The 24862-nt window shown below is 64.1% G+C and carries 27 protein-coding genes; 12 read left to right on the plus strand and 15 right to left on the minus strand.

Annotation, left to right across the window (positions count from 1 at the left end):
* Positions 1-35: 35 nt before the first annotated feature.
* Positions 36-887 carry an ATP phosphoribosyltransferase gene (gene hisG / locus FGL95_RS27180; RefSeq protein ID WP_169593274.1) on the plus strand — a complete coding sequence of 284 codons (852 nt, stop codon included), beginning with the start codon at positions 36-38 and terminating at the stop codon, positions 885-887.
* Position 888: 1 nt separating this feature from the next.
* Here the strand turns inward: hisG and FGL95_RS27185 are convergent, their stop codons facing one another.
* Positions 889-1269 carry a protealysin inhibitor emfourin gene (locus FGL95_RS27185; protein ID WP_169593276.1) on the minus strand — a complete coding sequence of 127 codons (381 nt, stop codon included), beginning with the start codon at positions 1267-1269 and terminating at the stop codon, positions 889-891.
* Between the two features lie 195 nt (positions 1270-1464).
* On the opposite strand from FGL95_RS27185, the gene FGL95_RS27190 reads away from it, so the two are divergent.
* Entirely contained in the window at positions 1465-2598 is a 1134-nt protein-coding gene (locus FGL95_RS27190) for a YeiH family protein (protein WP_169593277.1), read from the plus strand.
* Here the strand turns inward: FGL95_RS27190 and FGL95_RS27195 are convergent.
* Positions 2595-3803, minus strand: a complete 1209-nt coding sequence (locus tag FGL95_RS27195) for an oxygenase MpaB family protein (RefSeq protein ID WP_169593279.1) — start codon at positions 3801-3803, stop codon at positions 2595-2597. The genes FGL95_RS27190 and FGL95_RS27195 overlap by 4 nt on opposite strands.
* Positions 3804-3838: 35 nt before the next feature.
* Positions 3839-4723: a RecB family exonuclease gene (locus FGL95_RS27200; protein ID WP_338080047.1), complete on the minus strand. Its 885-nt coding sequence runs from the start codon at positions 4721-4723 to the stop codon at positions 3839-3841.
* Positions 4724-4776: 53 nt separating this feature from the next.
* Between FGL95_RS27200 and FGL95_RS27205 the strand changes: the two genes are divergently transcribed.
* A complete protein-coding gene (locus FGL95_RS27205; protein WP_169593281.1) occupies positions 4777-5607 on the plus strand; it encodes a tRNA (adenine-N1)-methyltransferase in 831 nt (276 codons plus the stop codon).
* A gap of 1 nt (position 5608) precedes the next feature.
* On the opposite strand, the gene FGL95_RS27210 is transcribed toward FGL95_RS27205, so the two are convergent.
* Together FGL95_RS27210 and FGL95_RS27215 are read right to left on the minus strand one after the other, a co-directional pair.
* Positions 5609-6157 carry a peroxiredoxin gene (locus FGL95_RS27210; protein WP_169593283.1) on the minus strand — a complete coding sequence of 183 codons (549 nt, stop codon included), beginning with the start codon at positions 6155-6157 and terminating at the stop codon, positions 5609-5611.
* 18 nt (positions 6158-6175) lie between these two features.
* Positions 6176-6697, minus strand: coding sequence for a WKL family lipoprotein (locus FGL95_RS27215; RefSeq protein WP_169593285.1), 522 nt, complete (start codon positions 6695-6697; stop codon positions 6176-6178).
* 177 nt (positions 6698-6874) lie between these two features.
* Between FGL95_RS27215 and arc the strand changes: the two genes are divergently transcribed.
* A complete protein-coding gene (gene arc, locus FGL95_RS27220) occupies positions 6875-8635 on the plus strand; it encodes a proteasome ATPase (protein ID WP_169593287.1) in 1761 nt (586 codons plus the stop codon).
* Here arc and FGL95_RS27225 read toward each other — a convergent pair whose 3' ends face one another.
* Complete coding sequence (locus FGL95_RS27225) at positions 8636-9556, minus strand: TetR/AcrR family transcriptional regulator C-terminal domain-containing protein (RefSeq protein ID WP_169593289.1); 921 nt, start codon at positions 9554-9556, stop codon at positions 8636-8638.
* A 120-nt stretch (positions 9557-9676) separates the two neighbouring features.
* Here FGL95_RS27225 and FGL95_RS27230 point away from each other — a divergent pair, with 120 nt between their 5' ends.
* Positions 9677-10882 (plus strand): FAD-dependent monooxygenase, encoded by a 1206-nt coding sequence (locus tag FGL95_RS27230; RefSeq protein ID WP_169593291.1) that lies wholly within the window; start codon positions 9677-9679, stop codon positions 10880-10882.
* A gap of 4 nt (positions 10883-10886) precedes the next feature.
* On the opposite strand, the gene FGL95_RS27235 is transcribed toward FGL95_RS27230, so the two are convergent.
* The 6 genes from FGL95_RS27235 to FGL95_RS27260 all read right to left on the minus strand — a co-directional run bounded on the left by FGL95_RS27235 (position 10887) and on the right by FGL95_RS27260 (position 14989).
* Positions 10887-12128 (minus strand): HNH endonuclease, encoded by a 1242-nt coding sequence (locus FGL95_RS27235; RefSeq protein ID WP_169593293.1) that lies wholly within the window; start codon positions 12126-12128, stop codon positions 10887-10889.
* Positions 12129-12197: 69 nt separating this feature from the next.
* Positions 12198-12596 carry an FHA domain-containing protein gene (locus FGL95_RS27240; RefSeq protein ID WP_169593295.1) on the minus strand — a complete coding sequence of 133 codons (399 nt, stop codon included), beginning with the start codon at positions 12594-12596 and terminating at the stop codon, positions 12198-12200.
* Positions 12597-12642: 46 nt separating this feature from the next.
* Positions 12643-13266: a cytochrome b/b6 domain-containing protein gene (locus tag FGL95_RS27245; protein WP_169593297.1), complete on the minus strand. Its 624-nt coding sequence runs from the start codon at positions 13264-13266 to the stop codon at positions 12643-12645.
* Positions 13253-13972: a molybdopterin-dependent oxidoreductase gene (locus FGL95_RS27250; RefSeq protein WP_169593299.1), complete on the minus strand. Its 720-nt coding sequence runs from the start codon at positions 13970-13972 to the stop codon at positions 13253-13255. Before FGL95_RS27250 ends, FGL95_RS27245 begins: the two co-directional genes overlap by 14 nt.
* Positions 13973-14099: 127 nt before the next feature.
* Entirely contained in the window at positions 14100-14411 is a 312-nt protein-coding gene (locus tag FGL95_RS27255) for a DUF559 domain-containing protein (RefSeq protein ID WP_169593301.1), read from the minus strand.
* A 56-nt stretch (positions 14412-14467) separates the two neighbouring features.
* Entirely contained in the window at positions 14468-14989 is a 522-nt protein-coding gene (locus tag FGL95_RS27260; protein ID WP_169593303.1) for an NUDIX domain-containing protein, read from the minus strand.
* A 74-nt stretch (positions 14990-15063) separates the two neighbouring features.
* Here FGL95_RS27260 and FGL95_RS27265 point away from each other — a divergent pair, with 74 nt between their 5' ends.
* Positions 15064-15444 (plus strand): PNPOx family protein, encoded by a 381-nt coding sequence (locus FGL95_RS27265; protein ID WP_169593306.1) that lies wholly within the window; start codon positions 15064-15066, stop codon positions 15442-15444.
* On the opposite strand, the gene FGL95_RS27270 is transcribed toward FGL95_RS27265, so the two are convergent.
* Positions 15395-16615 carry a DUF418 domain-containing protein gene (locus FGL95_RS27270; RefSeq protein ID WP_169593308.1) on the minus strand — a complete coding sequence of 407 codons (1221 nt, stop codon included), beginning with the start codon at positions 16613-16615 and terminating at the stop codon, positions 15395-15397. The genes FGL95_RS27265 and FGL95_RS27270 overlap by 50 nt on opposite strands.
* Here FGL95_RS27270 and dop point away from each other — a divergent pair.
* The 5 genes from dop (at position 16614) to FGL95_RS27295 (ending at position 21574) form a co-directional block, all read left to right on the plus strand.
* Entirely contained in the window at positions 16614-18113 is a 1500-nt protein-coding gene (gene dop / locus FGL95_RS27275) for a depupylase/deamidase Dop (protein WP_169593309.1), read from the plus strand. The two genes, FGL95_RS27270 and dop, sit on opposite strands and share 2 nt — an antisense overlap.
* A gap of 107 nt (positions 18114-18220) precedes the next feature.
* Positions 18221-18415 (plus strand): ubiquitin-like protein Pup, encoded by a 195-nt coding sequence (locus tag FGL95_RS27280; protein ID WP_169593311.1) that lies wholly within the window; start codon positions 18221-18223, stop codon positions 18413-18415.
* Positions 18412-19266, plus strand: a complete 855-nt coding sequence (gene prcB, locus FGL95_RS27285; RefSeq protein WP_169593313.1) for a proteasome subunit beta — start codon at positions 18412-18414, stop codon at positions 19264-19266. The genes FGL95_RS27280 and prcB overlap by 4 nt, the downstream gene beginning before the upstream one ends.
* A gap of 2 nt (positions 19267-19268) precedes the next feature.
* Positions 19269-20060: a proteasome subunit alpha gene (prcA, locus tag FGL95_RS27290; RefSeq protein WP_169593509.1), complete on the plus strand. Its 792-nt coding sequence runs from the start codon at positions 19269-19271 to the stop codon at positions 20058-20060.
* An 86-nt stretch (positions 20061-20146) separates the two neighbouring features.
* Complete coding sequence (locus FGL95_RS27295) at positions 20147-21574, plus strand: sugar porter family MFS transporter (RefSeq protein WP_169593315.1); 1428 nt, start codon at positions 20147-20149, stop codon at positions 21572-21574.
* A gap of 32 nt (positions 21575-21606) precedes the next feature.
* Here the strand turns inward: FGL95_RS27295 and FGL95_RS27300 are convergent, their stop codons facing one another.
* Positions 21607-21849 (minus strand): hypothetical protein, encoded by a 243-nt coding sequence (locus FGL95_RS27300; protein WP_169593180.1) that lies wholly within the window; start codon positions 21847-21849, stop codon positions 21607-21609.
* 124 nt (positions 21850-21973) lie between these two features.
* Positions 21974-23425, minus strand: a complete 1452-nt coding sequence (locus FGL95_RS27305) for a bifunctional phosphatase PAP2/diacylglycerol kinase family protein (protein WP_338080048.1) — start codon at positions 23423-23425, stop codon at positions 21974-21976.
* A 77-nt stretch (positions 23426-23502) separates the two neighbouring features.
* Here FGL95_RS27305 and pafA point away from each other — a divergent pair, with 77 nt between their 5' ends.
* Entirely contained in the window at positions 23503-24861 is a 1359-nt protein-coding gene (gene pafA, locus FGL95_RS27310) for a Pup--protein ligase (RefSeq protein ID WP_338080049.1), read from the plus strand.
* Position 24862 lies beyond the last annotated feature (1 nt).

Consider the following 24862-nt stretch of genomic DNA (forward strand, 5'->3'; position numbering starts at 1 on the left):
GACTGAGCCTTCCCACACAGAAAGAGACTTCTACGATGCTGCGTGTTGCAGTACCCAACAAAGGCGCCCTCTCCGAGGCAGCTGCCGAAATTCTTACCGAAGCCGGCTACCGTCGCCGGACAGATTCCCGTGACCTGACTGTTCTCGACACGGCCAACCAGGTCGAGTTCTTCTTCTTGCGGCCCAAAGACATTGCGATCTACGTCGGTTCCGGCGAGCTCGATCTCGGCATCACCGGTCGCGATCTGGCCTTGGACTCGGGCGCGACGGTCGACGAGCGGCTCGCGCTCGGATTCGGACGGTCCTCGTTTCGCTACGCCGCTCCGGCTGGCCGGGAGTGGACGCCGAACGACCTCGGCGGGTTGCGGATCGCGACCTCGTATCCCAACCTCGTGCGCGCCGACCTGAAGGCACGCGGTCTGGAGGCGACGGTGATCCGCCTCGACGGCGCTGTCGAAATCTCCATTCAGCTCGGCGTCGCCGATGCCATCGCCGATGTCGTCGGGTCCGGGCGGACGCTGCGCCAGCACAACCTGGTCGCCTTCGGCGAATCGCTGTGCGACTCCGAAGGTGTCCTCATCGAGCGGGCCGGATCCAACGGCGACGACCGTGCGCGCAACCAGCTCGTCGCTCGCATCCAAGGCGTCGTATTCGCCCAGCAGTACCTGATGCTCGACTACGACTGCCCGCGCAGCTTGCTCGACGAGGCCGTGAAGATCACGCCCGGCCTCGAATCACCGACCGTCGCACCGCTCGCCGACGAGGACTGGGTGGCCGTCCGCGCCATGGTGCCGCGCAAGATACACAACGACGTGATGGACCAGCTCGCCGACCTCGGTGCCAAAGCGATTCTCGCCTCCGACATCCGGTCCTGCCGCGCCTTCTGACTCAGCGAAGGATGGGTTTGACCAGGGCGACAACCTGCTTCAGGACCTGGGGTGTGTCGTTTCGCAGGTCGTATGCGGTCACTACCTTCTGGTTCCCTGAGTCGTAGTCGACAGTGACCGTGTACTCGAACCCATCGCAGCATGGGCCCGGGACGTCGTAATTCAAGTCGGTGAACTCGCGGCTGGAGACGAGGTCAAGCAATTGCGTCCTCGTGTCGGCGTCGAGTTCTACGTCCGTAACCGCTTTGTGCACACCTGCGACGCCGCCGGTCTTGAGAACTGTGACCGCTGCGGCATGCGGATTCGCGGGGGTTGCGCTGCCGTGGATCGTGCACGCGCCGAGCAGTGCGAGTGATGCGACGAACAGAACGAATCGGGCCACAGGCATATCCCAGTGTGCCTCATCGGTTCAGGTTGATTTCAACCGCAGACTGCGTGGTCAGCGCGTTGATACGTTGCCGCGCATGTCCAACGAGAAACGAATCACCGTGAACGAAGACTGGCTTGCCGTCATCGTCGGTCTCGCCCTGCTGGCACTCGTCCTGGTGGGCGCAATACCCGACGGGCTGGTGCCGTGATGACCGAGATCGAGACCACCTCCGAGACCACCACCGAAACCAAGACCGCCGGGACGACGAACGACGCGATCGTTGCAGCTGTGGCAGGAGTCGCCGCCGTCGTGGTGCTCGGTGCGCTGACCAGATACTTCGAGGTCCACGTACCGCAATGGGCGGCGGACACCCCGTTCAAGCGTGTCGCGAAATCGATCGAATTCCCCGTCTATGCAATCGCTCTCGGCCTGTTGGGCAATGTGATCCTGACGAAACTCGGCATCCGGGAACGTCTTTCAGCAGGCTTCCGGACCGAGTTCTTCATCAAGACCGGCCTTGTCCTGCTCGGGGCGTCGATCAACTTGAAGATCTTGGTCACCGCGGCCGGACCGTCGATTGTGCAGGCCCTGTTGCTGATCACGACGGTGTTCGGGTTCACGTGGTGGCTCGGCGGTCGGCTGGGGCTCGACGACAAGCTGCGGGCATTGCTGTCGTCGGCGGTGTCGATCTGCGGCGTGAGCGCTGCGATCGCCGCGGCTGGCGCGGTCCAGGCCAAGCGTGAGCAGTTGGCGTACAGCGCCTCGCTAGTCATCGTGTTCGCCCTGCCGTCGATCTTCCTGTTGCCGTGGCTGGCAGGGGTTTTCGGACTGTCGGACCCGGTCGCTGGTGCATGGATCGGCGGCAACATCGACACGACCGCCGCCGTGGCAGCCTCCGGCGCGATTGCGGGGGAGGACGCGCTGCAGATCGCGACCATCGTCAAGACCACGCAGAATGCGTTGATCGGCTTCGTCGCGATCGCCTTGACCGCGTATTTCGCGTTGAAGGTCGAGCGGGTCGAAGGCGCACCACGACCGTCGATCGGCGTGTTCTGGCAGCGGTTCCCGAAGTTCGTGCTCGGGTTCATCGCCGCGTCGATCATCGGCACCCTCTACCTGCAATCCGCCGGGGCGGACGGCAAGGCGCACATCGCGATCGTCAACGATCTGCGGACCTGGTTCCTGATCTTCGCGTTCGTCTCGATCGGTCTGGAGTTCTCGGCGCGCGGCTTGCGTGAGGCTGGCTGGCGCCCGATCGTAGTGTTCGCGTCGGCGACGGTGGTCAATATCGTTGTCGCACTTGGACTCGCGACCCTGCTGTTCTCGAACTTCGAGGTCTAGCGGCGCAACGCAGACGTCGCGTCGTACTGGTCTCGCTTGTTCTCGGACTGCCAGTCGTACCAGCGCTCCCACGCCTGGACCGACTGCTGCTGCCAGAGGGCATCGATGGGCGGTACGACGCGACGCACGCCTTCCAACATGGCAACCAGTGGCGCTCGTGCCAGCAGCAGAGCCAGTCCCAACCATGGGGTGGGGAGGTCGTAGCGGCGCCGGTTCCACGGAAGCATGAACAGCTTCGTGTAGCCGGCCTGGATGTTGAGATGCAGCAACGCCCGCGCCCTGTCGACGCCGCGCTGGTGGGGCTTGGGCGAGAACGACGGTACGAACGATTCGACCAACTCGCGCCCCAGGTCGCCGGCATCGTTCGATCTGGTTGCGTCGAACAGATACAGAATGCGGACCGCGTCGGCGACGGTTTCGGGATAGATATCGTCGCATCGCACGCCGATGAGATGCCCGAGGTAGCGGTTGAAGTGCAATAGCGCCAGGATCTCCTGGTGCGACGTGAGGTAGCCGAGCGCGTACAGCCCGAGTGCCGGTCCGACGCTACCGCCCAGCAAAGTCAGCATCATCTCGGCCTGGCTGATCGGCAGACCCCAACGGGCGCTGTCCCATTCGGCATGGTCGGTGACCCGTCGGCGCACGCTGACGTGCATCACGCGGACCTTCATCGAGATCGTCCGAGCGGGTGATCCTGGTGTGAGGGCCGCGCCCGGCCTACAGACCTCGATCCACCATCGACTCGTCCCGAGGTAGCGGTGCAGCGCGCGGTCGCCTGCGTAACCGCCCGACAACGACAGTGGGACGGCCAGCGACGCCTCGGTGTAGGTGTCCATCGTCCCGGCGTTCGCGATCGAGCCCAAGGTGTAGCCCCAGCGGCGCCAGACGGCAGCGCCCTGCTCGACGAGGTCCGGCTGCACCCACTCCGGTATGTGCTCGAACTCGGCGAAGAGTTCGCGCATCGACTCGGGTGCATCGGGGATCTCGTCGATCGACGTTTCGAGTGCGCGGTCGAGTAGGTCGCGCGACTTTCGTGCGCCCAGCGGTCCGAGAAAGGTTTCGTCGACGAACGCCTCAGCGACGGGGTCGCCTTCGGTCAGCAGTTCGCGATAGCGCGCACTGACTTTCTCGTCGGGCAACAGATCGAACCCGGTGACTCGCTTCACGATGTTGCGGACGCGGTCGTTTCCGCTGTTCACCTGCATGGAGCTGATATTACCAGAAACGACAACAGACGTTGTCAGACCACTTTCAGCGTGAGCGGAACGTGCTCGTCAACGAAATCGGTAGGCCAACCTGGGTAGGGCGGGGGAGTGCCGTCGAACGCCGGGCACAGCGGCTTGTAGTCGCACCACTGGCAATGCGGACCGGGGTTGGGCTGGAAATCTCCTGTCTCGCCAGCGGTGAGGATGGCGGTCCAGAGTGCAGACAACGTGCGCTCGAAGCGGAGCAACTCGCCTTCGTCCGGTTCGTAGGTGAGGATCTCGGCATCGGCCAGATACAGCAGGCGTAGCTGCTTGGGAACGATTCCGCGGGTGCGCAAGATGACCAGCGCATAGAACTTCATCTGGAACAGCGCACGCGATTCGCGCATCTCGCCAGGCGCGCGACCGGTCTTGTAATCGACCACCCGGACCTCGCCGGTCGGTGCCAGATCGATCCGGTCGACGTAGCCACGCAAGACCGCGCCGTCCGCCAATTCGACCTCGACGCGCTGCTCGCGCGCCTCCGGTTCGAAGCGCGTCGGGTCTTCGAGCAGGTAGTAGCGCTCGATCAATTCCTTTGCTTCACTGAAGAATTCGGCTCGATCGTCGCCGGTGACCAGCTCTGCAAGGACCGGCTCGGCCTCGACCATGCGCTCCCACGCCGGTTCGACCAGTCCCGCCGCACGGTCGAGAACCCGCTCGACCGCGGCGAGGCCGTACAGATCCTCCAACGCGGCATGCACGACCGTTCCTCGCACCGCGGCACGGCTCGGCGTCTCAGGGATGCGATCGACCGCTCGGAATCGGTACTTCAGGGGGCACTGTTTGAAATCCACGGCGCGCGATGGTGACAACGCGGGCCGGCGTACCGGAGGCGGATCCGAGATCGGATAGGGGGCTGGCAGTTCCGTCGTCGTCACACCTGGCAGGCTATGCCCGAGGACCGACAACTAGCGACAGGACCACATACTCGATGACGGCACGACCTACCGGACCCTTTCAAATCGGCGACCGCGTACAGCTCACCGATGGCAAGGGCAGGCGCTTCACCGTCGTCCTCGAGGAAGGCAAGGAGTACCACACTCATCGCGGCGGCATCTCGCACAACGACCTGATCGGCGTCGACGAAGGTTCTGTCGTGAAATCGGTCAACGGCACGCCGTACCTCGCACTGCGGCCCCTGCTCGTCGATTACGTGCTGTCGATGCCGCGCGGCGCCCAAGTCATCTATCCCAAGGATGCTGCGCAGATCGTCCACGAAGGCGACATCTTTCCCGGCGCTCGCGTGCTGGAAGCGGGTGCCGGTTCCGGTGCGCTGACCTGTTCGCTGCTGCGTGCCGTCGGGCCGACCGGCCGCGTCGTGTCCTACGAAGTCCGCGACGACCACGCCGAGCATGCGGTCCGCAACGTCGAGACGTTCTTCGGCGGCAGGCCCGAGAACTGGGACCTCACCATCGCCGACGTCGCCGAATTCGACGGCCAGGTCGACCGCGCCGTTCTGGACATGCTCGCGCCATGGGACGTACTTCCTGCCGTGGCGAAGGCGCTCATCCCGGGCGGCGTGCTGCTCGTGTACGTCGCGACCGTGACGCAGCTGTCGAAGGTTGTCGAAGCCCTGCGGGCCCAGGAATGCTGGACGGAGCCGCGGTCGTGGGAGTCCATGGTCCGAGGTTGGCATGTCGTGGGTCTTGCGGTCCGGCCGGAGCATCGAATGCAAGGGCACACAGCGTTTCTCGTCAGCGCACGCAAGCTGGCGGAGGGAACGGTCACGCCGAAGCCGCAGCGCCGGTCTGGGAAGGGCTGACCTAGCGCGCGAGCGGCCGGTGCTGGGTCTGCAGGTACCAGAGCGCCTGGTTGGCGTGGATGTTCGCACGCAGCTCGCTCGAGATCTTCTTGACGACGGTGCCGTCCGAGTCGATGACGAACGTGACGCGCTTGACCGGCAACATCCGGGCCAGCAGCCCGCGCCGTTGCTTTCGTTTGTGGGCATGGCGGCCACCGCGCTCGGACACGCGTTCGGCGATGGCGGCAAGGGCGCCGCGGCGGACGCCGAAGTGACTCGCGACCGTCCCGTCGGCATCCGAGAGGAGTGGGAAGTCGAACGCGCGTTGCTGTGCGAAACGGGCCTGCTTGTCGACGGAATCAGGGCTGATGCCCACTCGCTGCGCCCCGACCATCGCGAAGTCGGCACCGAGATCGCGAAAGTGGCAAGCCTCTACAGAACAGATCGGGGACGAGGCGATCGGGTAGAAGAACAGCACGACCGGCCCGTTCTCGAGGAACGAGTAGAGGGCGCGCCGGGACCCGGTGTGATCGTACAAATAGAAATTCGGCGCCTGATCGCCTTCTTGCATAGGTGAAGATTACGCATTTCAGCAGGGTGCGCGGCCCAAAGCCCTCAGGTTGCAGGTGCTGTCGTGGTTCAGCTTCCACGCGCCGTCGACGTTGTCCCAGGTCATATGGATCGGCACGGTGCCGTGCGGTGACGTCACGTCGACCATTGCGATCGCGCTCGTGCCCTGCACGACGACCTCATTGACTGCGAACGTGACCCGACCGTAGTTCTGCAGACCGGCTGCCATGGTTTCGAGCCCCTGCACATGGACGGGTCCGTCGACGATCAGCGGCACCTTGTCGGCCGCCGGAATCGACGGATCCACGAGCTTGGCGAGCGAATCCTGCAACAACTCCGGCGCGGGGGCCGCGACAGCAGGGGGCGGCGGTGTGTTCACGGTTGTTGTCTGCTCGGTCGACGATTGCGCCGACGTCGATACGCCCGGTCCAGCAGTCGGCTCTGCCTGATCGCTGTCGGAACCGCATGCCGCGACGCCGACCGCAACGACTAGTGCACTCGTGGCGATAAAGAAATTGCGGACCACATTGCGGAAAACCACTTGTGCGACCTTTCGATTCGGCGCTTGCTTGAAGTGAACAGAATCGGGGAACGCCACGTTAACACTACGTTCGGTGTGGTCCGAGCAAACATGAAGTGACCAGCTAGCTACGTGTCGGAAAGCGGAATCTCCCCGCTGCCGGTAGCGTTGATAGACCGGTACCGGGAGGAGTTGCACATGAGCCCCATTGATAGTTCGGATTCGGCAGCCTGGCGCGAGCTCGAGGCGTTGCGTGCCGAGGCTGCAGGACTCCGTCGCCAACTTGCCGAGTCACCCGAGCGGTCGCGTGAGCTCGAATCGCGCATCGACTCGTTGACAATTCGGAACACGAAGTTGATGGACACGTTGAAGGACGCGCGTCAGCAACTCGTGGCCCTCCGCGAAGAGGTCGATCGACTCGGTCAACCGCCGAGCGGTTATGGCGTATTGCTGCATGTGCACGACGACGAGACTGTCGACGTCTTCACATCCGGTCGCAAGATGCGGCTCACCTGCTCGCCCAACATCGACACGGACACCCTGGCTCTCGGCCAGACCGTTCGGTTGAACGAGGCGCTCACGGTCGTCGAAGCCGGCAAATTCGAGAGCGTCGGCGAGATCACGACGCTGCGCGAAATCCTCGACAACGGCACCCGCGCGCTGGTTGTCGGGCACGCCGACGAGGAGCGCGTGGTCTGGCTGGCCGAGCCGTTGGCAAGGGTCGCGGAGATCGACGACGTCGACGACCCCGATTCCCCGATCCGGAAGCTGCGGCCGGGCGACTCGTTGCTCGTCGACGCCAAGGCCGGCTACGCATTCGAGCGCATTCCGAAGGCCGAGGTCGAAGACCTGGTGCTCGAAGAGGTGCCGGACGTCGATTACAGCGACATCGGTGGGCTCGGTCGGCAGATCGAGCAGATCCGTGACGCCGTCGAGCTGCCGTTCCTGCACAAGGAACTGTTCCGTGAGTACGCGCTACGGCCGCCGAAGGGTGTTCTGCTCTACGGTCCGCCCGGTTGCGGTAAGACGCTGATCGCCAAGGCCGTCGCGAACTCGTTGGCGAAGAAGATCGCCGAAGCGCGCGGTGAGGATGCCAAGGAAGCCAAGTCGTACTTCCTCAACATCAAGGGCCCCGAGCTGCTCAACAAGTTCGTCGGCGAGACCGAGCGCCACATCCGGATCATCTTCCAACGTGCGCGCGAAAAAGCGTCCGAGGGCACTCCGGTGATCGTGTTCTTCGACGAGATGGATTCGATCTTCCGCACCCGCGGGTCGGGCGTCTCGTCCGATGTCGAAACGACGGTCGTGCCGCAGTTGCTGTCGGAGATCGACGGCGTCGAAGGCCTGGAGAACGTCATCGTGATCGGCGCCTCCAACCGCGAAGACATGATCGATCCCGCGATCCTGCGCCCCGGTCGTCTCGACGTGAAGATCAAGATCGAGCGCCCGGACGCCGAATCTGCGCAGGACATCTTCTCGAAGTACCTCACCGAGTCGCTGCCCGTGCACATCGACGACCTCAACGAGTTCGGTGGCGATCGCGCTGCGTGCATCGCGGCGATGATCGAGAAGGTCGTCGAGCGGATGTACGCCGAAAGCGAGGACAACCGCTTCCTGGAGGTCACCTATGCAAACGGTGACAAGGAAGTCCTGTACTTCAAGGACTTCAACTCCGGCGCGATGATCCAGAACATCGTGGACCGGTCGAAGAAGTACGCGATCAAGGCGGTCCTCGAGTCGGGGTCGAAGGGCCTGCGGATTCAGCACCTGTTCGATTCGATCGTCGACGAGTTCTCGGAGAACGAGGACCTGCCGAACACGACGAATCCGGACGACTGGGCGCGCATCTCCGGCAAGAAGGGCGAGCGCATCGTCTACATTCGCACCCTTGTCACCGGCAAGAACGCGAGTGCCAGCCGAGCGATCGACACGGAGTCGAACACCGGTCAGTACCTGTAGTCACGCGGTCTGCAGCGCCAGCCCATCGAGCAGGCGCTGCAGACCGAACTCGAACAGCGCGTCGAGGTCGAAGTCGTATTGGGCCGCAAAAAGCTGTGCCATGTTAGGCAGCGTCCCTGACGCAAGGATCGCCCCGAGTACTTGGTGTTGCGTCGCCATCCATTTATCGTTGTCCAGGCCGCTCATCGCCTCGGCTTCGGATTCCATCTCGATGTTGATTGCCATCCCGCGCACGTAGTTGAACAGCGTGAGGTGGATGGTGAACTTCTCGTGCAAGTCGAGGCCCTGGCCGTCGAGCGCTTGCAACACCCACTCGGTGTGGGCCATCCCGCGTGGGATCGGTTGCGGCCGCGTCAAAGACAGCGCAGGCGCCAGCCATGGGTGTTTACGGAACATCGCCCATAACGTCGTGAACGCGACCTCCAACTTGCCACGGGAGTCGGCTGGGGGATCGGCGGGGAAGCCCAATTCGTCGAAGACCGAATCCAGCATCAACAACAAGAGACCGTCTTTGTCGTCGACATGGCGATAGAGCGACATGGTCGCCACACCGATATCGCTGGCAACTCGGCGCATCGACAAGGCAGCGAGACCCTCGGCGTCGGCAATGGCGATGGCTGCCGCGACAATTCGTTCCTTTGTCAAGGTCGGCGCAGGCTCGGACGGTTGGGCGCGCGGACGGTTGCGCGATTCAGGCGCGCGGTCGGCGACGACGGTGCCGACGCCCGGCACCGCACGGACCAAGCCGTCTTGCCGCAGGGTTGTGAGGACCTTCGACGCGGTAGCCATCGCGACATTCCAGCGTCGCGTGATGTCTCGGGTCGACGGCACGCGGTCGCCGGGAGCCAGTACCCCAGTATCGATCGACTCTCGTATTTCGGCGACGATTCGCACGTACGGCGGGTCCGCGCTTTTGTCCATTTCAACTCCCGTGTACTAGTGCACGCCGCTAGTGTGTACTAGTGCAGTGTACGTGAACACTCCATGTTTACAACACTATTGATGGTGCACTAGTCAAGAATACGTTGTACGCTAGTTGGTATGACCAACAGCGACGTACTTATCTCAGGCGCCGGAATCGGCGGACCCGCACTCGCATACTGGCTGCGCCAGTACGGGTACAACCCGACTGTGGTGGAGCGCGCGCCCGCTCCGAGGCCAGGCGGCCAGACGGTGGATCTCCGCGGCGCAGGCCGATCCGTCATCGAACGGATGGGGCTCATGGACCGAGTGCGCGAGCTGAGCCTCGAGCAGGAGGGCATCGCATTCCTGCTCGGCAAGGGCCGCATCGCGGCGCGGATGCCCACCGATATGTTCGGGGGCGAAGGCATCGTCTCCGAAATCGAAATCCTCCGTGGCGATCTCGGCCAGGTGCTCTACGAATCGACCGTCGCCGACACCGAGTACCTGTTCGACGAGACGATCACCGGGATTGACCAAGACGCAGACGGTGTCACTGTCACGTTCGAGAAGGCGCCGCCTCGCCGATTCGCCTTCGTCGTCGGTGCAGACGGACTGCATTCGGTCGTTCGCAAGCTGGCGTTCGGCGCGGAGGCCGACCATTTTCGACCGCTAGACCTCTACACGGCGTGGTTCACGGCGCCTGCGGACTTCGAACTCGACGGCTGGTACCAGATGTACAACGCGCCCGGCGGGCTCGTCGCGTCGGCTCGCCCGGGCCGGCTGCCCGGTGAGAACAAGGCGGGACTGAGCTTCCGGTCTGCGCCGCTGGATTACGACCGTCGCGACATCGAGGCGCAGAAGCGAATCGTCGAGGAGCGGTTCGCCCACGTCGGTTGGGAAACCCCGAAGTTGCTGGCGGCGATGCTGTCCGCGCCGGACTTCACTTTCGACTCCATGGGTCAGGTCCATCTCGACAGCTGGTCGCGCGGTCGGGTGGCGCTGCTCGGCGACGCCGGCTACTGCCCGTCGCCACTCACCGGTCTCGGCACCAGCCTTGCACTGGTCGGCGCCTACGTATTGGCGGGCGAACTGGCCGCTGCCGGCGGTGACCACACGGTCGCATTTGCCAACTACGACAAGGTGATGCGGCCCTACGTCACCCAAGCTCAGGAATTACCACCCGGTGGCGTCGGGGGATACGCGCCGGCCTCTGCGCTCGCGATTCGACTGCGCACGACCTCGATGCGGTGGATGGGCCGCTGGCCGCTCCGCAACCTGATGGCCAAGCAATTCGCGAAAGCCGGCGACATCGAGTTGAGCGAGTACGCAAGCGTCTCGGCATGACACCTCACGCCGCCCAGATGATGTCGAACTCGAATCGCCGTGGGGCGATGCGTTTTCGGGCTGGTCGGGGGAGCGGTGGCGCGGTGGATTGGTACGTGTGGCCGGTCGGAGTGGTGAGTTGGTAGGTGTGGAGGCTGGCGCGGATCGGTTCGGCCTGCCAGCCGTCGGCTTGCTTGGCGTAGTTGCAGGCTGCACATAGTCCGGCGCCGTTGAACTCGCTGGTCGGGCCGCCGTCATCGTGAGCTTTGATGTGATCGCGGTGTCGGATCGGGGCATCGCACCAGGGTGTGCGGCAGGCGCGGTCGCGGAGGTCGATGAACCTCGCGAGACCTTTGGGAAAGCAGCGTGCAACGGACTCGAGGCTGGTGAGCGCTCCGGTTCCCGGGTTCGCGTAGACCCGGCGGAGTTCTGCAACGTCGTCGTCGCTGGCGTGCAGGATCCAGTTGCGAGCGATGGCGGCGGGGATGTCGCCGTATCCGTCGACGTGGGCGGGTGTTTCACCGTCGCCGAAGAGTGCCTCGTCGGAAATGGCGACGTTGACGGTGACTGGTTGCGGGGCAACGGTTTCGACGCCGGTGACGCGTTCGACGAGTAGGTCGGCCATCACTTGCCCGCGAGTTCGGTCGCCCGCCTGGCCTGTGCCGACGAGGTTGTCGGCGTCCCGTTTGAGATTGGCCCAGACGGCGACGCCGTCCGCGACGGGCAGAAGTGCGGTCACGTAGGTCATGGTGTCGGGTGCAGGCCGGATGCTGACGTGACGATCACCGACCGCGCGGCGGGCGCGGCGCACGAGGGCTGCGGGGTCGAGTTCAGCGGCGCGGGCGCGTGCGGTTGCGCTGATGGCGCGGTCGCCGAGCCCGGCCAATGTGGCTGCGTCGGAGCATAATTCCCGGTCGATGGTGGCGCGGTCGTCGCGGCTGAGGCACGCGGTTTCTTGGACGAGGAGGGTGGCACGCCATTCGTTCAACTCGCCGGCTTCGAGCAAGGCGAGGGTGTTCGGCATTTCTTGCATCGCGCGGGCGAATCCGAGGTGTCGCCCGCCGCGGTGTGGCGATTCGCGTCTGGCCAAGGCGACTTCGGCACCTACGCTCTTATCGCGGGCATTGTCGAGTTCAGCCGTGATCTTGGCTTGTGCTGCGGCGCATGCGGATTTGAGGTCTTCGAGGGTGCGGATCAGGTCGATATGCGCAGCGTCATCGAGGCCGCGCAGGGTGGCGGTCAGCTCCTCGATTCGGTTATCGATCATGCGAACAGTGTATCGAGGGGTACCGACAAGAAACTCCTGATGCTGTTGTGGCGCAGGGGGTTCGGGGATTCAGTGCCCGGAATATTCGAAGCGGTAGATCGTTTTGCCGACCCGAATGTTCCAGCCCGGCGGCAACGGGGTAGGGGCGGGGCCGAGACGGTTCCACTCCGGTGCGCCGGTCGGTGCGATGAAGGTCCCGTTGGTCGAATGGTTGTCCTGCAGTATGACGAACTCTCCGTCGATCCATACGTACGCGTGCACTCGAGAGACGTAGCCGCCGTCGTCGATTTCGATCGGTGAGGCCTCACCACGTTGGCAAGCGGGATCCCTGCGAGGTGACCGGCCGATGACGTAGGTGCGGTCCAGAAGGATGCGCTTACCATCGTCGCTGACGAGCACGCCGATCGGCGGTTGGCTGGCAATCGTCGGTACATGACGCACGACGCCGACCTGACGATATTCGGTCATGCCTGACAGTTTCGATCGCGAGCGCCGACGCGGCACGAGTAGCCGACTACTTGCTTTGTGGCGCCTCTTCCTGTGCCCATTCGACGTGTTCGCGAACCGCCCACCATTGCGGAACGAAGCCGGTCAGCATGCCGCGCATCGCGTACCGGTCGTTGAGTGCGTACGCGAGGTGACCGACGACCAACAAACCGAACGCAATCGCAAACCAGTCGTGAACGAAGGTCGCGCCTGTCCGCCACGCCAATCGCGTCCACTCCGGGAAGAACATGACGGTCCCGGTACCGAGGAACACGAGTATCGAACCGGCGCTGAGCGCGGCGTTCAATTTCTGGCCGGCATTGAACTTTCCGACGCCTGCGCCGCTCAGCCGCGTCGTCTTGGACCGCAACCAACGCCAGTCGTCGGGTAGGAAGCGATTGAGTCGGCGCAGGTCCGCGCGGTACGACGCAGACGCGAATCCCACGATCAACGGAATCGGCAGGGCATAACCGCAGTACACGTGGACCAGTTCGACGACGTGTCTATTGCCGACCAGCACTGCGAGGGAGCCGTTGTAGAGAATTGCTGCCGTCAGGATGCACGCGATCGTCAGTCCGCCAGTGGACCAATGCACCCAGCGTTCGACGCGGGTGAACCGGTGGAGGTCCGCGTCTTCGTCAGGTTGGGTCATCGTCACGACCGTTCGACTCGCCGACCCACCCATCGATCGAGTAGCCACGCTCTTCCCAGTAGCCGGGCACGACCTCCTTGGTCAGTTCGATGCCGCCGAGCCATTTGAGACTTTTGTAGCCGTACATCGGTGCGACATACAGACGAACCGGGCCGCCGTGGTCGTGGGTGACGGGTCCGTCGATCATCTCGAGGGCGACCAGAACGTCGTCGCGTCGCGCTTGCTCGAGGGTGAGGCTTTCGGTGTAGGTGCCGTCGAACGACGTGAACCGCACTGCTGTAGCGGAACTCGTGGGCTGGACCTGGTCGAGAATGTCGGCGAGCAGAACCCCACTCCACGTCACCTCCGGGACCCGCCAGCCCGTGACGCACTGGAAATCGCGGACGAGCGTGGTCTGCCTCATCTTCTGCAAGTCGGCGAGCGTGTAGCTGCGTGGCTGCTGGACCAGACCGCTCAGCTCGAGGGCGTAGTTGCTCGCGTCCTTCCGCGGTGCCCCGCGCGTGACCGAGTAGAACCGGAACGTGTTGCCGACCGGGATGAGCGAAATCAGCCCGGTCGGGTCGTTGTTACCCAGGGGGCCAAGCATTTTCGCGAGTCCGTTCTGAATTTGGTTGCCACCCAGAATTCCGGCCACCCCTAACCCGAGCAGCCCGAGGACCACTCGCCGCCCCACCGGCGCGCCAGCAGATCGCTCATCGGCAGCCACCCCACCACTGTGGCCTTACTTTCTCCGCCGCGCCACGGTCCGTCGGATGACGAATGTATGACCCGTCGAAGGGGCTGTTTTGCAAGAAAGGTTCGAGTGGCTTGACGAAAATCCACCTCCTCGACCGCTAGACGGGGGCGCCGGCAACCCTGAGCTTTTCTCTGACGCGCGAAATGAGCTCTGCGGGCCGATTGAGCAGCTCTACACCGACCCTGACCACGATCCATCCGAGTGCTTCCAGGTGCGCGTAGCGCTCGAGGTCACGGGCTCGTTGCACTCGATCGGACCAATGATGCAGCCCTTCGTATTCGACGAGGACCTTCCACTTCGGCCATCCCATATCTGATCTGGCAATGAACTTTCCCTCTCGATCGAAGACATACACCTGGGTTTTCGGTCGGGGCAGTCCAGAGTCGACGATCAAATCCCACTGTTGCATCGACCGCCTGAATCCGCCTCGACCGTTGCTCGCACAACCACCCGTTCGACGGGCTACTACCGAAACATGTCCGGAATAAGGACCCTGGTGTCGGGGACGAAGGGCCAGGTGGGGTCGGCGAGGTGCGTGATCAGCTCGGCGTCGGTCCACCACCAACCGTCGAGGATTTCGCTGGGTTGATGGCAAATCGGACCGTCGTAGGTGGCCTCGAAAGCGAAGAGGTGGCAGCGCATCGGCTTGCCGTTCAATTCGCCGTCCCACGAGGTGTTGGCGAGGGGACGGAGGTCGACGCCGGTGATGCCGAGCTCCTCTTCGAGTTCGCGGATGGCGGTGACCTCGACGGTCTCACCTGGGTCGACGACGCCGCCTGCGAGGCAGTCGTGCATGCCCGGATACACGGACTTGGTTTCGGTCCGACGATGGACGTAGATGCGTTCGCCGTCGCCGGACCGCACCAGAACTCCGGACGTCGCATGCCACAGTCCACGTGCGTAGACGGTAGAGCGTGGCTCGACACCGACGACTGCGCCGGTACGGTCGTAGACGGCTACCAGCTCGTCTGACGCGTTTGGGTTCATGGCGTAATCGTCGCATTGCGAATCGCGAACGGGTCTAGGGTGGCGCGCGGACAATGTACGAACAGGAGTAAGAAATGCCTTTGCCACGACGGCTCGCCACGTTCAATCGGTTGGCGACAAACCGTGTTATCGAGCCCTTCGCAGGCAGGGTTCCCGGGTTTGCGGTCGTCGTGCACAAGGGCCGCAAATCGGGTCGTGAATACCGGTGCCCAGTCGGGGCCGTGCAAGACGAGGTCGGGTTCAAGATCCCCTTGCCTTACGGTCGCGACGTCGACTGGGTGAAGAACGTGCTGGCAGAGGGCGGCTGTGAGCTGGTGATTCGCGGCGATTCGGTGCACGTCGTCGATCCAGAGGTCATCCACGACGGCGACATCAGCTGGACGCCGATCGGCGTGCGGCACATGCTCAAGGCGCTCGATGCGCCGTACTACCTGCAAGTTCGGCGCGCTGAGTGATCCGTCGATAGCTCGCGTTCCATAGCCACTCGACGGGCCCGCGCTCGAATCGCTGGAGCCAGAGGTGCGCGAACGTCATGATCACCACACAGACCAGTAGGTACACGCCGACGGTGAATGGCACCCGAGCGTTGTCCGGCGACTTGCTCGCGAGGCCAAGGCCCCAGCCGTAGCAGATCGTGGACGCGACGATGTTCTGCAGGATGTACGAGCTCAGGGCCATGCGGCCGACCTCGGCCAGCCGCCGCCCGGCGAACCCGACCCGAGTGTGCTGCACATAGAACTCGCCGACCAGGCCGAGGATTCCGAACGCGATGATCGACGCCGTGAGGTAGCGCGCGATCAGCATTCCGGCGGTGTTGCCGGACAGACCGAGCGCGAGGTCGAACGGGATGGCGATGACGGCGCCGATCATCAGGCGTACCCGGATCGGATGTCCGTGCGGCTCCAGCACACCGGCGCGGTACAAGCGGGCGCCGGCGAGGAACAAAGCGATCGACATCGCGAAGATGAAGATCGGCTCGATGCGAAACAGGAGTGCGTTGTCGAGACGGAACACGACCAGATCCCACCAGGATCCGTCGGCGTAGGGGTTGGGGTCGAGCTGCCGCGCGGGCTCGTTGGACGGCGGCGCGGCGAGAATCGCGACCGTGGCCAGGGTGAGGAGAGCGACGTGGAAGGTTGCCGTCGACCACATCCAACGTCGTTGCGCACGTTCGCTTCTCACTAGCAGATAGGCAACGACGAGACCGGTGACCGCGTAGCCCATCAGCACGTCGAACTCGACGACGAGTATGAAATGGACGACGCCGTCGAGGAAAAGAAGGGCCGCGCGCCACGGGTACGAGCCAGGCCACCGCACGCCGCGCCGCGTCGCGGATTCTTGCTGAATCGCGAGGCCGATGCCGAACATGATCGTCAGCAAGCCGAGGAATTTGCCTTGCGCGAGCTGTTGGGCGACCTTCGCGGTCCAGTACAGCTCGCCCTCGCCGGGGGCCATTCGGGTGGCGTAACCGACCAGTCCCTCGGGGTTGGTGAAGATCCAGATGTTGGTGGCGAGCGTGCCGAGGATGGCGATGCCACGCAGGACGTGAGTGACCCGATTCTCGAAGGAGCCATCTGTCCACTGTGCCCGTAAGGCGTGATCCGTTGTCGCATAGGCTCCTCGCATGCAGCGAATCATCGGAATCGAGGTCGAGTACGGCATTTCGTCGCCTACCGAAGCTTCGGCGAATCCGATCCTCACATCGACTCAAGCCGTGCTGGCGTACGCCGCGGCAGCAGGAGTGCCGCGGGCGAAGCGGACACGGTGGGACTACGAGGTCGAATCGCCGCTCCGAGACGCCCGCGGTTTCGACCTCGGCCGGTTGAGCGGTCCGGCGCCGGTGATCGATGCCGACGAGGTCGGTGCGGCGAACATGATCTTGACCAACGGTGCGCGCCTCTACGTCGACCATGCGCATCCCGAATACTCCGCGCCCGAAGTTGCAGACCCCCTCGACGCCGTGATCTGGGACAAGGCAGGCGAGCGCGTGATGGAAGCAGCGGCGCGCTACGCGTCGAGCGTTCCCGGAACACCGCGGTTGCAGCTGTACAAGAACAACGTCGACGGCAAGGGCGCCTCCTACGGCACCCATGAGAACTACTTGATGAGCCGCGACACCCCGTTCAACTCGATCATTCTCGGCTTGACGCCGTTCTTTGCATCGCGGCAGGTCATCTGCGGTTCCGGTCGCGTCGGCATCGGGCAATCAGGCGACGAGCCCGGGTTCCAGCTGTCCCAGCGGTCGGATTACATCGAGGTCGAAGTCGGCCTCGAAACCACCCTCAAGCGCGGCATCATCAACACCCGCGACGAGCCGCACGCGGACGCGGACAAGTACCGCCGCCTGCACGTGATCATCGGTGACGCGAACCTGGCCGAGCTGTCCACCTACCTCAAGGTCGGCACGACGGCACTGGTCCTGGACCTGATCGAGGCAGGCATCGACCTGTCCGACCTGCAGTTGGCTCGACCAGTGACGGCGGTACACACGATCAGTCACGATCCGACGTTGCGCGCGACCGTCGCGCTCGCGGACGGCCGCGAATTGACCGGTCTTGCGTTGCAACGGATCTACCTGGACCGAGTGGCCAAGTTCGTCGACCGTAAAGGCGACGACGACCCGCGAGCCCACGACATCATCGACCGCTGGGCACAGGTGCTCGATCTGTTGGAGCGCGATCCGATGGAATGCGCCACCATGCTCGACTGGCCCGCGAAACTGCGCCTGCTCGAGGGCATGCGCAGCCGTGAGGGCCTCGGGTGGGCTGCGTCCAAGCTGCACCTCGTCGACCTGCAGTATTCCGACGTTCGGCTCGACAAGGGCTTGTACAACCGGCTCGTCGCCCGCGGTTCGATGGAACGCCTGGTCAGCGAGCAGCAGGTGCTCGATGCGATGTCGAGCCCGCCGACGGAGACGCGCGCGTACTTCCGCGGCGAGTGCCTGCGCCGTTTCGGCGCCGATATCGCGGCAGCCAGCTGGGATTCGGTGATTTTCGATCTCGGTGGTGATTCGCTCGTGCGGATTCCGACGTTGGAGCCGCTGCGGGGGAGCAAGGCCCATGTCGGCAAGCTGCTCGATTCGGTAAATTCCGCCAGAGAACTGGTCGATCAACTCAAGACTTAACTCGACCGAGAAACGCTTTTCCCCAACATGTCGATGCGTGTCGGTAGGGTTGGGGTCCGGAACACATTGCATCTTTCGATGCACTGCAGATGAGGAGGTCGGCTGCTATGGCGCAGGAACAAACCAAGCGCAGCGGTGGCGGCGATGAGGACGAAAGTCCAGCCACTGACGGTTCTTCGGGCCAGGAGCGCCGCGAGAAGCTCGCCGAAGAGACGGACGACCTGCTCGACGAGATCGACGACGTGCTCGAGGAGAACGCCGAAGACTTCGTCCGTGCCTACGTGCAAAAGGGCGGCCAGTGACATCGGACCGCTCTGGGTTCCCTCCAGCAGAGGGCCCACTCCGGTTGCAGTTCGGGTCCAACCTCTCGTCGTTTTCCGATCATCTCCGCGCGAACGCGCCGCACTTGTTGCCGGTGAATCGCGACGATTGGCGCGGTAGTGACGCGATGCCACACGACATCGCGCCACACGGCACCACGATTGTCGCGGTCTCGTTCACCGGCGGGGTGCTCCTGGCGGGCGACCGCCGGGCGACGATGGGCAACCTGATTGCAAGCCGCGACATCGAGAAGGTGTACATCACCGACGAGTACTCGGCGGCAGGCATCGCAGGCACGGCCGGTATTGCCATCGAGTTGGTCCGTTTGTTCGCGGTGGAGCTCGAGCACTACGAGAAGATCGAGGGCGTGCCGCTGACGTTCGACGGCAAGGCGAGCAAGCTGTCGGGGATGGTTCGTGGCAACCTGCCCGCAGCAATGCAGGGGCTTGCCGCGATTCCGTTGCTGGTCGGATTCGACACGTCCGCAACGGATCCCGACAAGGCCGGGCGCATCGTCTCGTTCGACGTGGTCGGCGGTCGCAGCGAAGAGCGTGGCTACCACGCCGTCGGTTCGGGCTCCTTGTTTGCGAAGTCGGCACTCAAGAAGCTGTACCGGCGTGGCATCGATGCAGACCAGGCGCTGCGCTTGGCGATCGAGGCCCTCTACGACGCCGCAGACGACGATTCCGCCACCGGCGGTCCGGACCTTGCCCGCAGGATCTACCCGACCGCGGTGGTCATCACCGCCGACGGTGCGAGCGAAGTCGCGACCGAGCGTGCGGAAACTATTGCGCGGGCGGTTGTCGCCGAGCGCTCCGAAGGGGGTGAATGAGCATGACGTTGCCGTATTACGCATCCGCCGAGCAGATCATGCGCGATCGCTCGGAATTGGCGCGCAAGGGCATCGGCCGTGGCCGCAGCGTCGTGGTCCTCACCTACGACCGCGGGGTGCTGTTCGTCGCCGAGAACCCGTCGACGGCCCTGCACAAGGTGAGCGAACTGTACGACCGCATCGGCTTCGCCGCGGTCGGTAAGTACAACGAGTTCGAGAACCTCCGGCGGGCGGGCATCATGCACGCAGACACTCGCGGCTACGCCTACGACCGTCGCGACGTCACCGGGCGGACGTTGGCCAACGCCTATGCCCAAACTCTGGGGTCGATCTTCACCGATCAGCTCAAGCCGTACGAGGTGGAGATCTGTGTGGCCGAGGTTGGCTACCCGGATTCGCCCAAGCCGCCGCAGCTGTACCGGATCACCTACGACGGTTCCATTGGCGACGAGCGCGAGTTCATCGTCATGGGTGGCACTGTCGAGCCGATCGTGACCGCGCTGAAGGCGTCGTACAAACCAGGTCTGAGCCTGGAAGACGGTGTGGCCATTGCGGTTTCGGCGCTGCAGGCCGGTGTGCCGGACGTCGCAGCAGGCGACAAGGAAAAGCGCACGATCGGGGTTTCGGCACTCGAGGTCGCCGTGCTCGACCAAACTCGGCCCCGCCGGGCGTTCAAACGGGTCACTGGCGCTGCGCTCGAAGCGTTGATTCCGAAGGCGAAACAACCCCCGGTCGTTGACGCTGAGCTCCCGAAAACGGACGTTGTCGACGGGTCCGACGACACCGCGAAGTAATTGCCCCGGCGAAATTTATTGACACTCCGCTGATTTGGCTTAGATTGTGATCTAGTTCACTGCTGAACCGAACCCTGGAGTGTTTCATGAGCGAGCACGGGTCAATTGATGCAACTCCGTTGGATGACGGCGGTGAACACACCGGCAAAGGCGTCGTCCGCATTGCCACGGTCGCCGCGCTCGGTGGGTTCTTGTTCGGCTACGACAGCGCGGTCATCAACGGCGCCGTATCGGCGGTGGAAGACCACTTCAAGGCGGACTCGACGTCGTTAGGCTTCGCGGTCGCGTCGGCACTGCTGGGCGCAGCGGTCGGCGCGCTGTCCGCCGGCCGAATCGCCGACCACTTCGGTCGGTTGTTCGTCATGAAGGTCGCCGCGATTCTGTTCCTGATCAGCGCCATCGGAACGGGCCTCGCGCCGTCGCTGTGGCTGCTCATCGTGTTCCGGATCATCGGCGGCATCGGTGTGGGCGTGGCGTCGGTCATTGCACCCGCCTACATCGCCGAGGTGTCGCCTGCGCGCATCCGCGGCAGGTTGGCGTCCCTGCAACAGCTGGCAATCGTCACCGGCATCTTCATCTCGTTGCTGGTCGACTACATCTTCGCCACGGTGGCAGGTTCGTCGAAAGACGAACTGTGGCTCGGCCTCGATGCGTGGCGCTGGATGTTCATTGCCATGGCGGTCCCCGCGATCACGTACGGCGTGCTGTCGCTGACGATTCCTGAATCCCCGCGTTATCTCGTTGCTTCGCACCGAATTCCGGAGGCCCGCAAGGTTCTTGCCCTGTTGCTGGGGGAGAAGGGGCTGGATATCAAGATCGACAATATCCAGCGGACCCTCGCGCGGGAGACGGAGCCGTCCTGGAAGGATTTGCGAAACCCTGGCACGGGTCTCTACCCGCTCGTCTGGATCGGTCTTGGACTGTCGGTCTTCCAGCAATTCGTCGGTATCAACGTGATCTTCTACTACTCGAACGTGCTGTGGGAGGCCGTCGGATTCAGTGAAGACGGGTCGTTCGTCATCACGGTGATCACCGCGGTGGTGAACATCCTGACGACCCTGATCGCCATCGCCTACATCGACAAAGTCGGGCGTCGGCCATTGCTGCTCATCGGCTCCGCGGGCATGGCCGTCAGCCTCGTGGTCATGTCGGCCATTTTCGGAACCGCATCGCTCGTGGACGGAAAGCCGCAGCTGGGTGATATTGCCGGTCCTGTCGCGTTGATCGCGGCAAATCTCTTCGTCGTCGCGTTCGGTATGTCGTGGGGCCCGGTGGTCTGGGTACTGCTCGGCGAGTCGTTCCCGAACCGGATCAGGGCCGCTGCGCTGTCGTTCGCTGCGGCGGGTCAGTGGGTCGCGAACTGGATCGTCACGGTCTCGTTCCCGTCGTTGAAGGACTTCTCGCTGGGCTTTGCCTACGGCCTGTACGCCCTGTGCGCGATCCTGTCGGGAATCTTCGTCTGGAAGTGGGTCGCCGAGACCAAGGGCAAAGAGCTAGAGGATATGAAGACCTAGCTCCGAGTCGCGGCGACCCCCAGCGGCGTCGCTTACGAAGGCGGCGGTGGCGGCGGATCGAGCGGGGCCATCGGACACATGGGCTGACCGGTGCCGCCGCAAGACGCGGTCTCGATTTTGATCGTCGGCTTGGGGTTCGGCGCGTGACAGTTCGCCGGGCACGGCTTGTCAGCCGACGCGGTCCCGGTTGCTCCGGTCATCGTGATGACGACGGCGGCGAAGCCGGTGCCGATTGCGGCCGCGATGCGAGCGGTCGTCGAGTAGGTGCGGTTCACCGGGACTCCTAAGTCTGCTGTAATTGGACGCACCAATCATCGCGCCGCGACTACCTGCACAAATAGGAGTCCTCGGGTGCGTGGGCACCCCGCGAGGGATGGGATCGGGCCACCCCAGGGTGGTTCAGCCGCGGTACAACTGCAGAGCCTTACGGTGCGCCCTGAACCGGAAATGGCGGCCTTCACGCGGGACCTCACCGTCGGTTGCCAACGCGACCGGTGAGCCGCCGACCTCGACGTCCAGCTCGCCGACCGACCGATGCACGTACACGGCGGAGTCGCCGAGTGTGCCTGCGAGCGCTGCAGCGACGAGTCGCAGCCGAGACAGCCTGACGTCGGCGCGAAGGTAGCGGACATCGAGTTCGCCTGCTGAGAGGGTGGGCCGCGACATCGGGACCTTGTCCGACGGTGAGTAGCGACCGTTGCCGACGAACAGCATCCAGATTGCCGTCGGTGTGCCGTCGATTCGGAGGTGCAGTGGCTCCGACTGAGTGAGGACCCGAAGCATCGCCGCTGCTGCAGCGGGCCACTTACCGAATCGGGGTTCCCACTTCTCGCGTAGGCGAACGGCGTCGGGGTAGCCGCCGAGGCTCGAGGTGTTCAGAAACATTTCGGCCGTATGGCCGTCCACGCGGACTTCGGCAACATCGACCTGCACCGCTGCACCTTTCGCTACCGCGTCGAGTGTGTCCTCGATATCGGTGACGCCCGCGTCGCGAGAAAAGTGGTTGAGCGTCCCACCGGGGAAGACGGCGAGTGGCAGGTCCGCTCGAATCGCGATCTTGGCGACCGCAAGGACGGTTCCGTCACCGCCGCGCACGCCGAGAGCGGACGGCGTCGACGACTCGATCGCCGTCAGAATCTGCTCGGTGAAGTCGCGTTCGGCGTCGAGTTCAAGCACGTCCGCGCCGGGCAACTCGGCGAGGAGTTCATCGACGGCGTCGTCGTCGCCCGAACCTGCGCCGGGGTTCAACAGAAGCAGCAGACCGTGGCCGTCGGCTAGTGCGGCTACTTCGACGGTCGGTCCGAGTTCGGCCGGCTCCTCGGCACGGACCGCCCACCATCGCCTCGTCCCGAGCGCCAAGGCAGTCCCCAGCGCTGCGCCGACGACGACATCGGACGGCCAGTGCACGCCGATATGCACTCGCGAGTACGCGACCGCCGCAGCGATCGGGGCGACCACGAGACCCGCCGTCGGCGACTCGATGGCAACGCCGGTCGCGAAGGCTGCTGCCGACGCCGCATGACCTGATGGAAACGACGACGAGACCGGCGGTTTGCCGAGCCTGCGAACGAACGGCACAGAATCGTCCGGGGGCCTGCGCCGGGGGAACAGCGGCTTGCCGATGCCGTTGGCCGTCGCGCTCGCCCCTGCGACGGCGAGCAGCCCCCGAACCGCAGCCCGCCGGTGCTGTTTGCCTGCAGCCGACAACACTCCAGCCACCATCACCCAGAGCAGGCTGTGGTCGGCGAGGCGGCTGAGCGTGAGCAGTCCGCGGTCGACGGGCGTGGGCCGCAGTCGAGCACTTCGGGCCACGAGCGAGCGGTCGGTAGCGGTAAGTCGCGTAATCAGCACCTGGCCAGCCTAGGGACAGTTCGACTCTCGAACCGACATTCGCTCGCCTAGGACTGTCCTGGTTGTACTGTCGAAGTGTGCAGCGAAGAATCATGGGGATCGAGACCGAGTTCGGTGTCACCTGCACCTTTCACGGGCACAGGCGCCTGAGCCCGGACGAGGTTGCGCGGTATCTGTTCCGTCGAGTTGTGTCGTGGGGGCGCAGCTCCAACGTGTTCTTGCGCAATGGCGCGCGGTTGTACCTCGATGTGGGGTCACATCCGGAATACGCGACCGCCGAATGCGACAGTCTCGTACAGCTCGTCACGCACGACCGGGCCGGCGAGCGCGTGCTCGAAGAGCTGCTGGTCGACGCTGAGCAGCGCCTCGCCGAAGAGGGCATCGGCGGCGACATCTACCTCTTCAAGAACAACACCGATTCCGCGGGCAACTCCTACGGCTGCCACGAGAACTTCCTCGTCGTCCGGGCCGGCGAATTCTCGCGGATCTCCGACGTCCTGCTCCCGTTCCTCGTCACTCGCCAGTTGATCTGCGGCGCAGGCAAAGTCCTGCAGACGCCGAAGGCGGCCACGTTCTGCCTCTCGCAGCGCGCCGAGCACATCTGGGAAGGTGTCTCGTCTGCGACGACGCGGTCGCGGCCGATCATCAACACGCGCGACGAGCCACATGCGGACGCGGAGAAGTATCGCCGTCTGCACGTCATCGTCGGCGATTCGAACATGTCCGAGACGACGACGATGCTCAAGGTCGGCACGGCGGCGCTGGTCCTCGAAATGATCGAGGCGGGGGTGTCGTTCCGCGACTTCGCGCTCGACAACCCGATCCGCGCGATCCGCGAGGTCAGCCACGACCTCACCGGCCGCAGGCCTGTGCGTTTGGCGGGCGGGCGCCAGGCGAGCGCACTCGACATTCAGCGCGAGTACTACGCCCGTGCGATCGATCATGTTCGCACGCGCGATGCCGATCCGCAGATCGACCACGTCATGGATCTGTGGGGTCGCACGCTCGACGCCGTCGAAGCGCAAGATTTCGCGAAGGTCGACACCGAGATCGACTGGGTGATCAAGCGGAAACTGTTCCAGCGGTACCAGGACCGGTACTCGATGGAACTGTCGGACCCGAAGATTGCGCAGCTAGACCTCGCGTACCACGACATCAAACGCGGTCGCGGCGTGTTCGATCTGCTGCAGCGTAAGGGTCTTGCAAAGCGGATCACCGAGGACGAGCAGGTCGACGAGGCCGTCAACACACCGCCGCAGACGACACGCGCGAAGCTGCGTGGCGATTTCATTACCGCTGCGCAGGAGGCCGGCCGCGATTTCACCGTCGACTGGGTGCACCTGAAGCTCAACGACCAGGCTCAGCGGACTGTGCTCTGCAAGGATCCGTTCCGGTCCGTCGACGAGCGAGTCGAACGTTTGATCGCCTCGATGTAAG

Source organism: Antrihabitans stalactiti (assembly GCF_012932915.1).
Taxonomy (GTDB): domain Bacteria; phylum Actinomycetota; class Actinomycetes; order Mycobacteriales; family Mycobacteriaceae; genus Antrihabitans; species Antrihabitans stalactiti.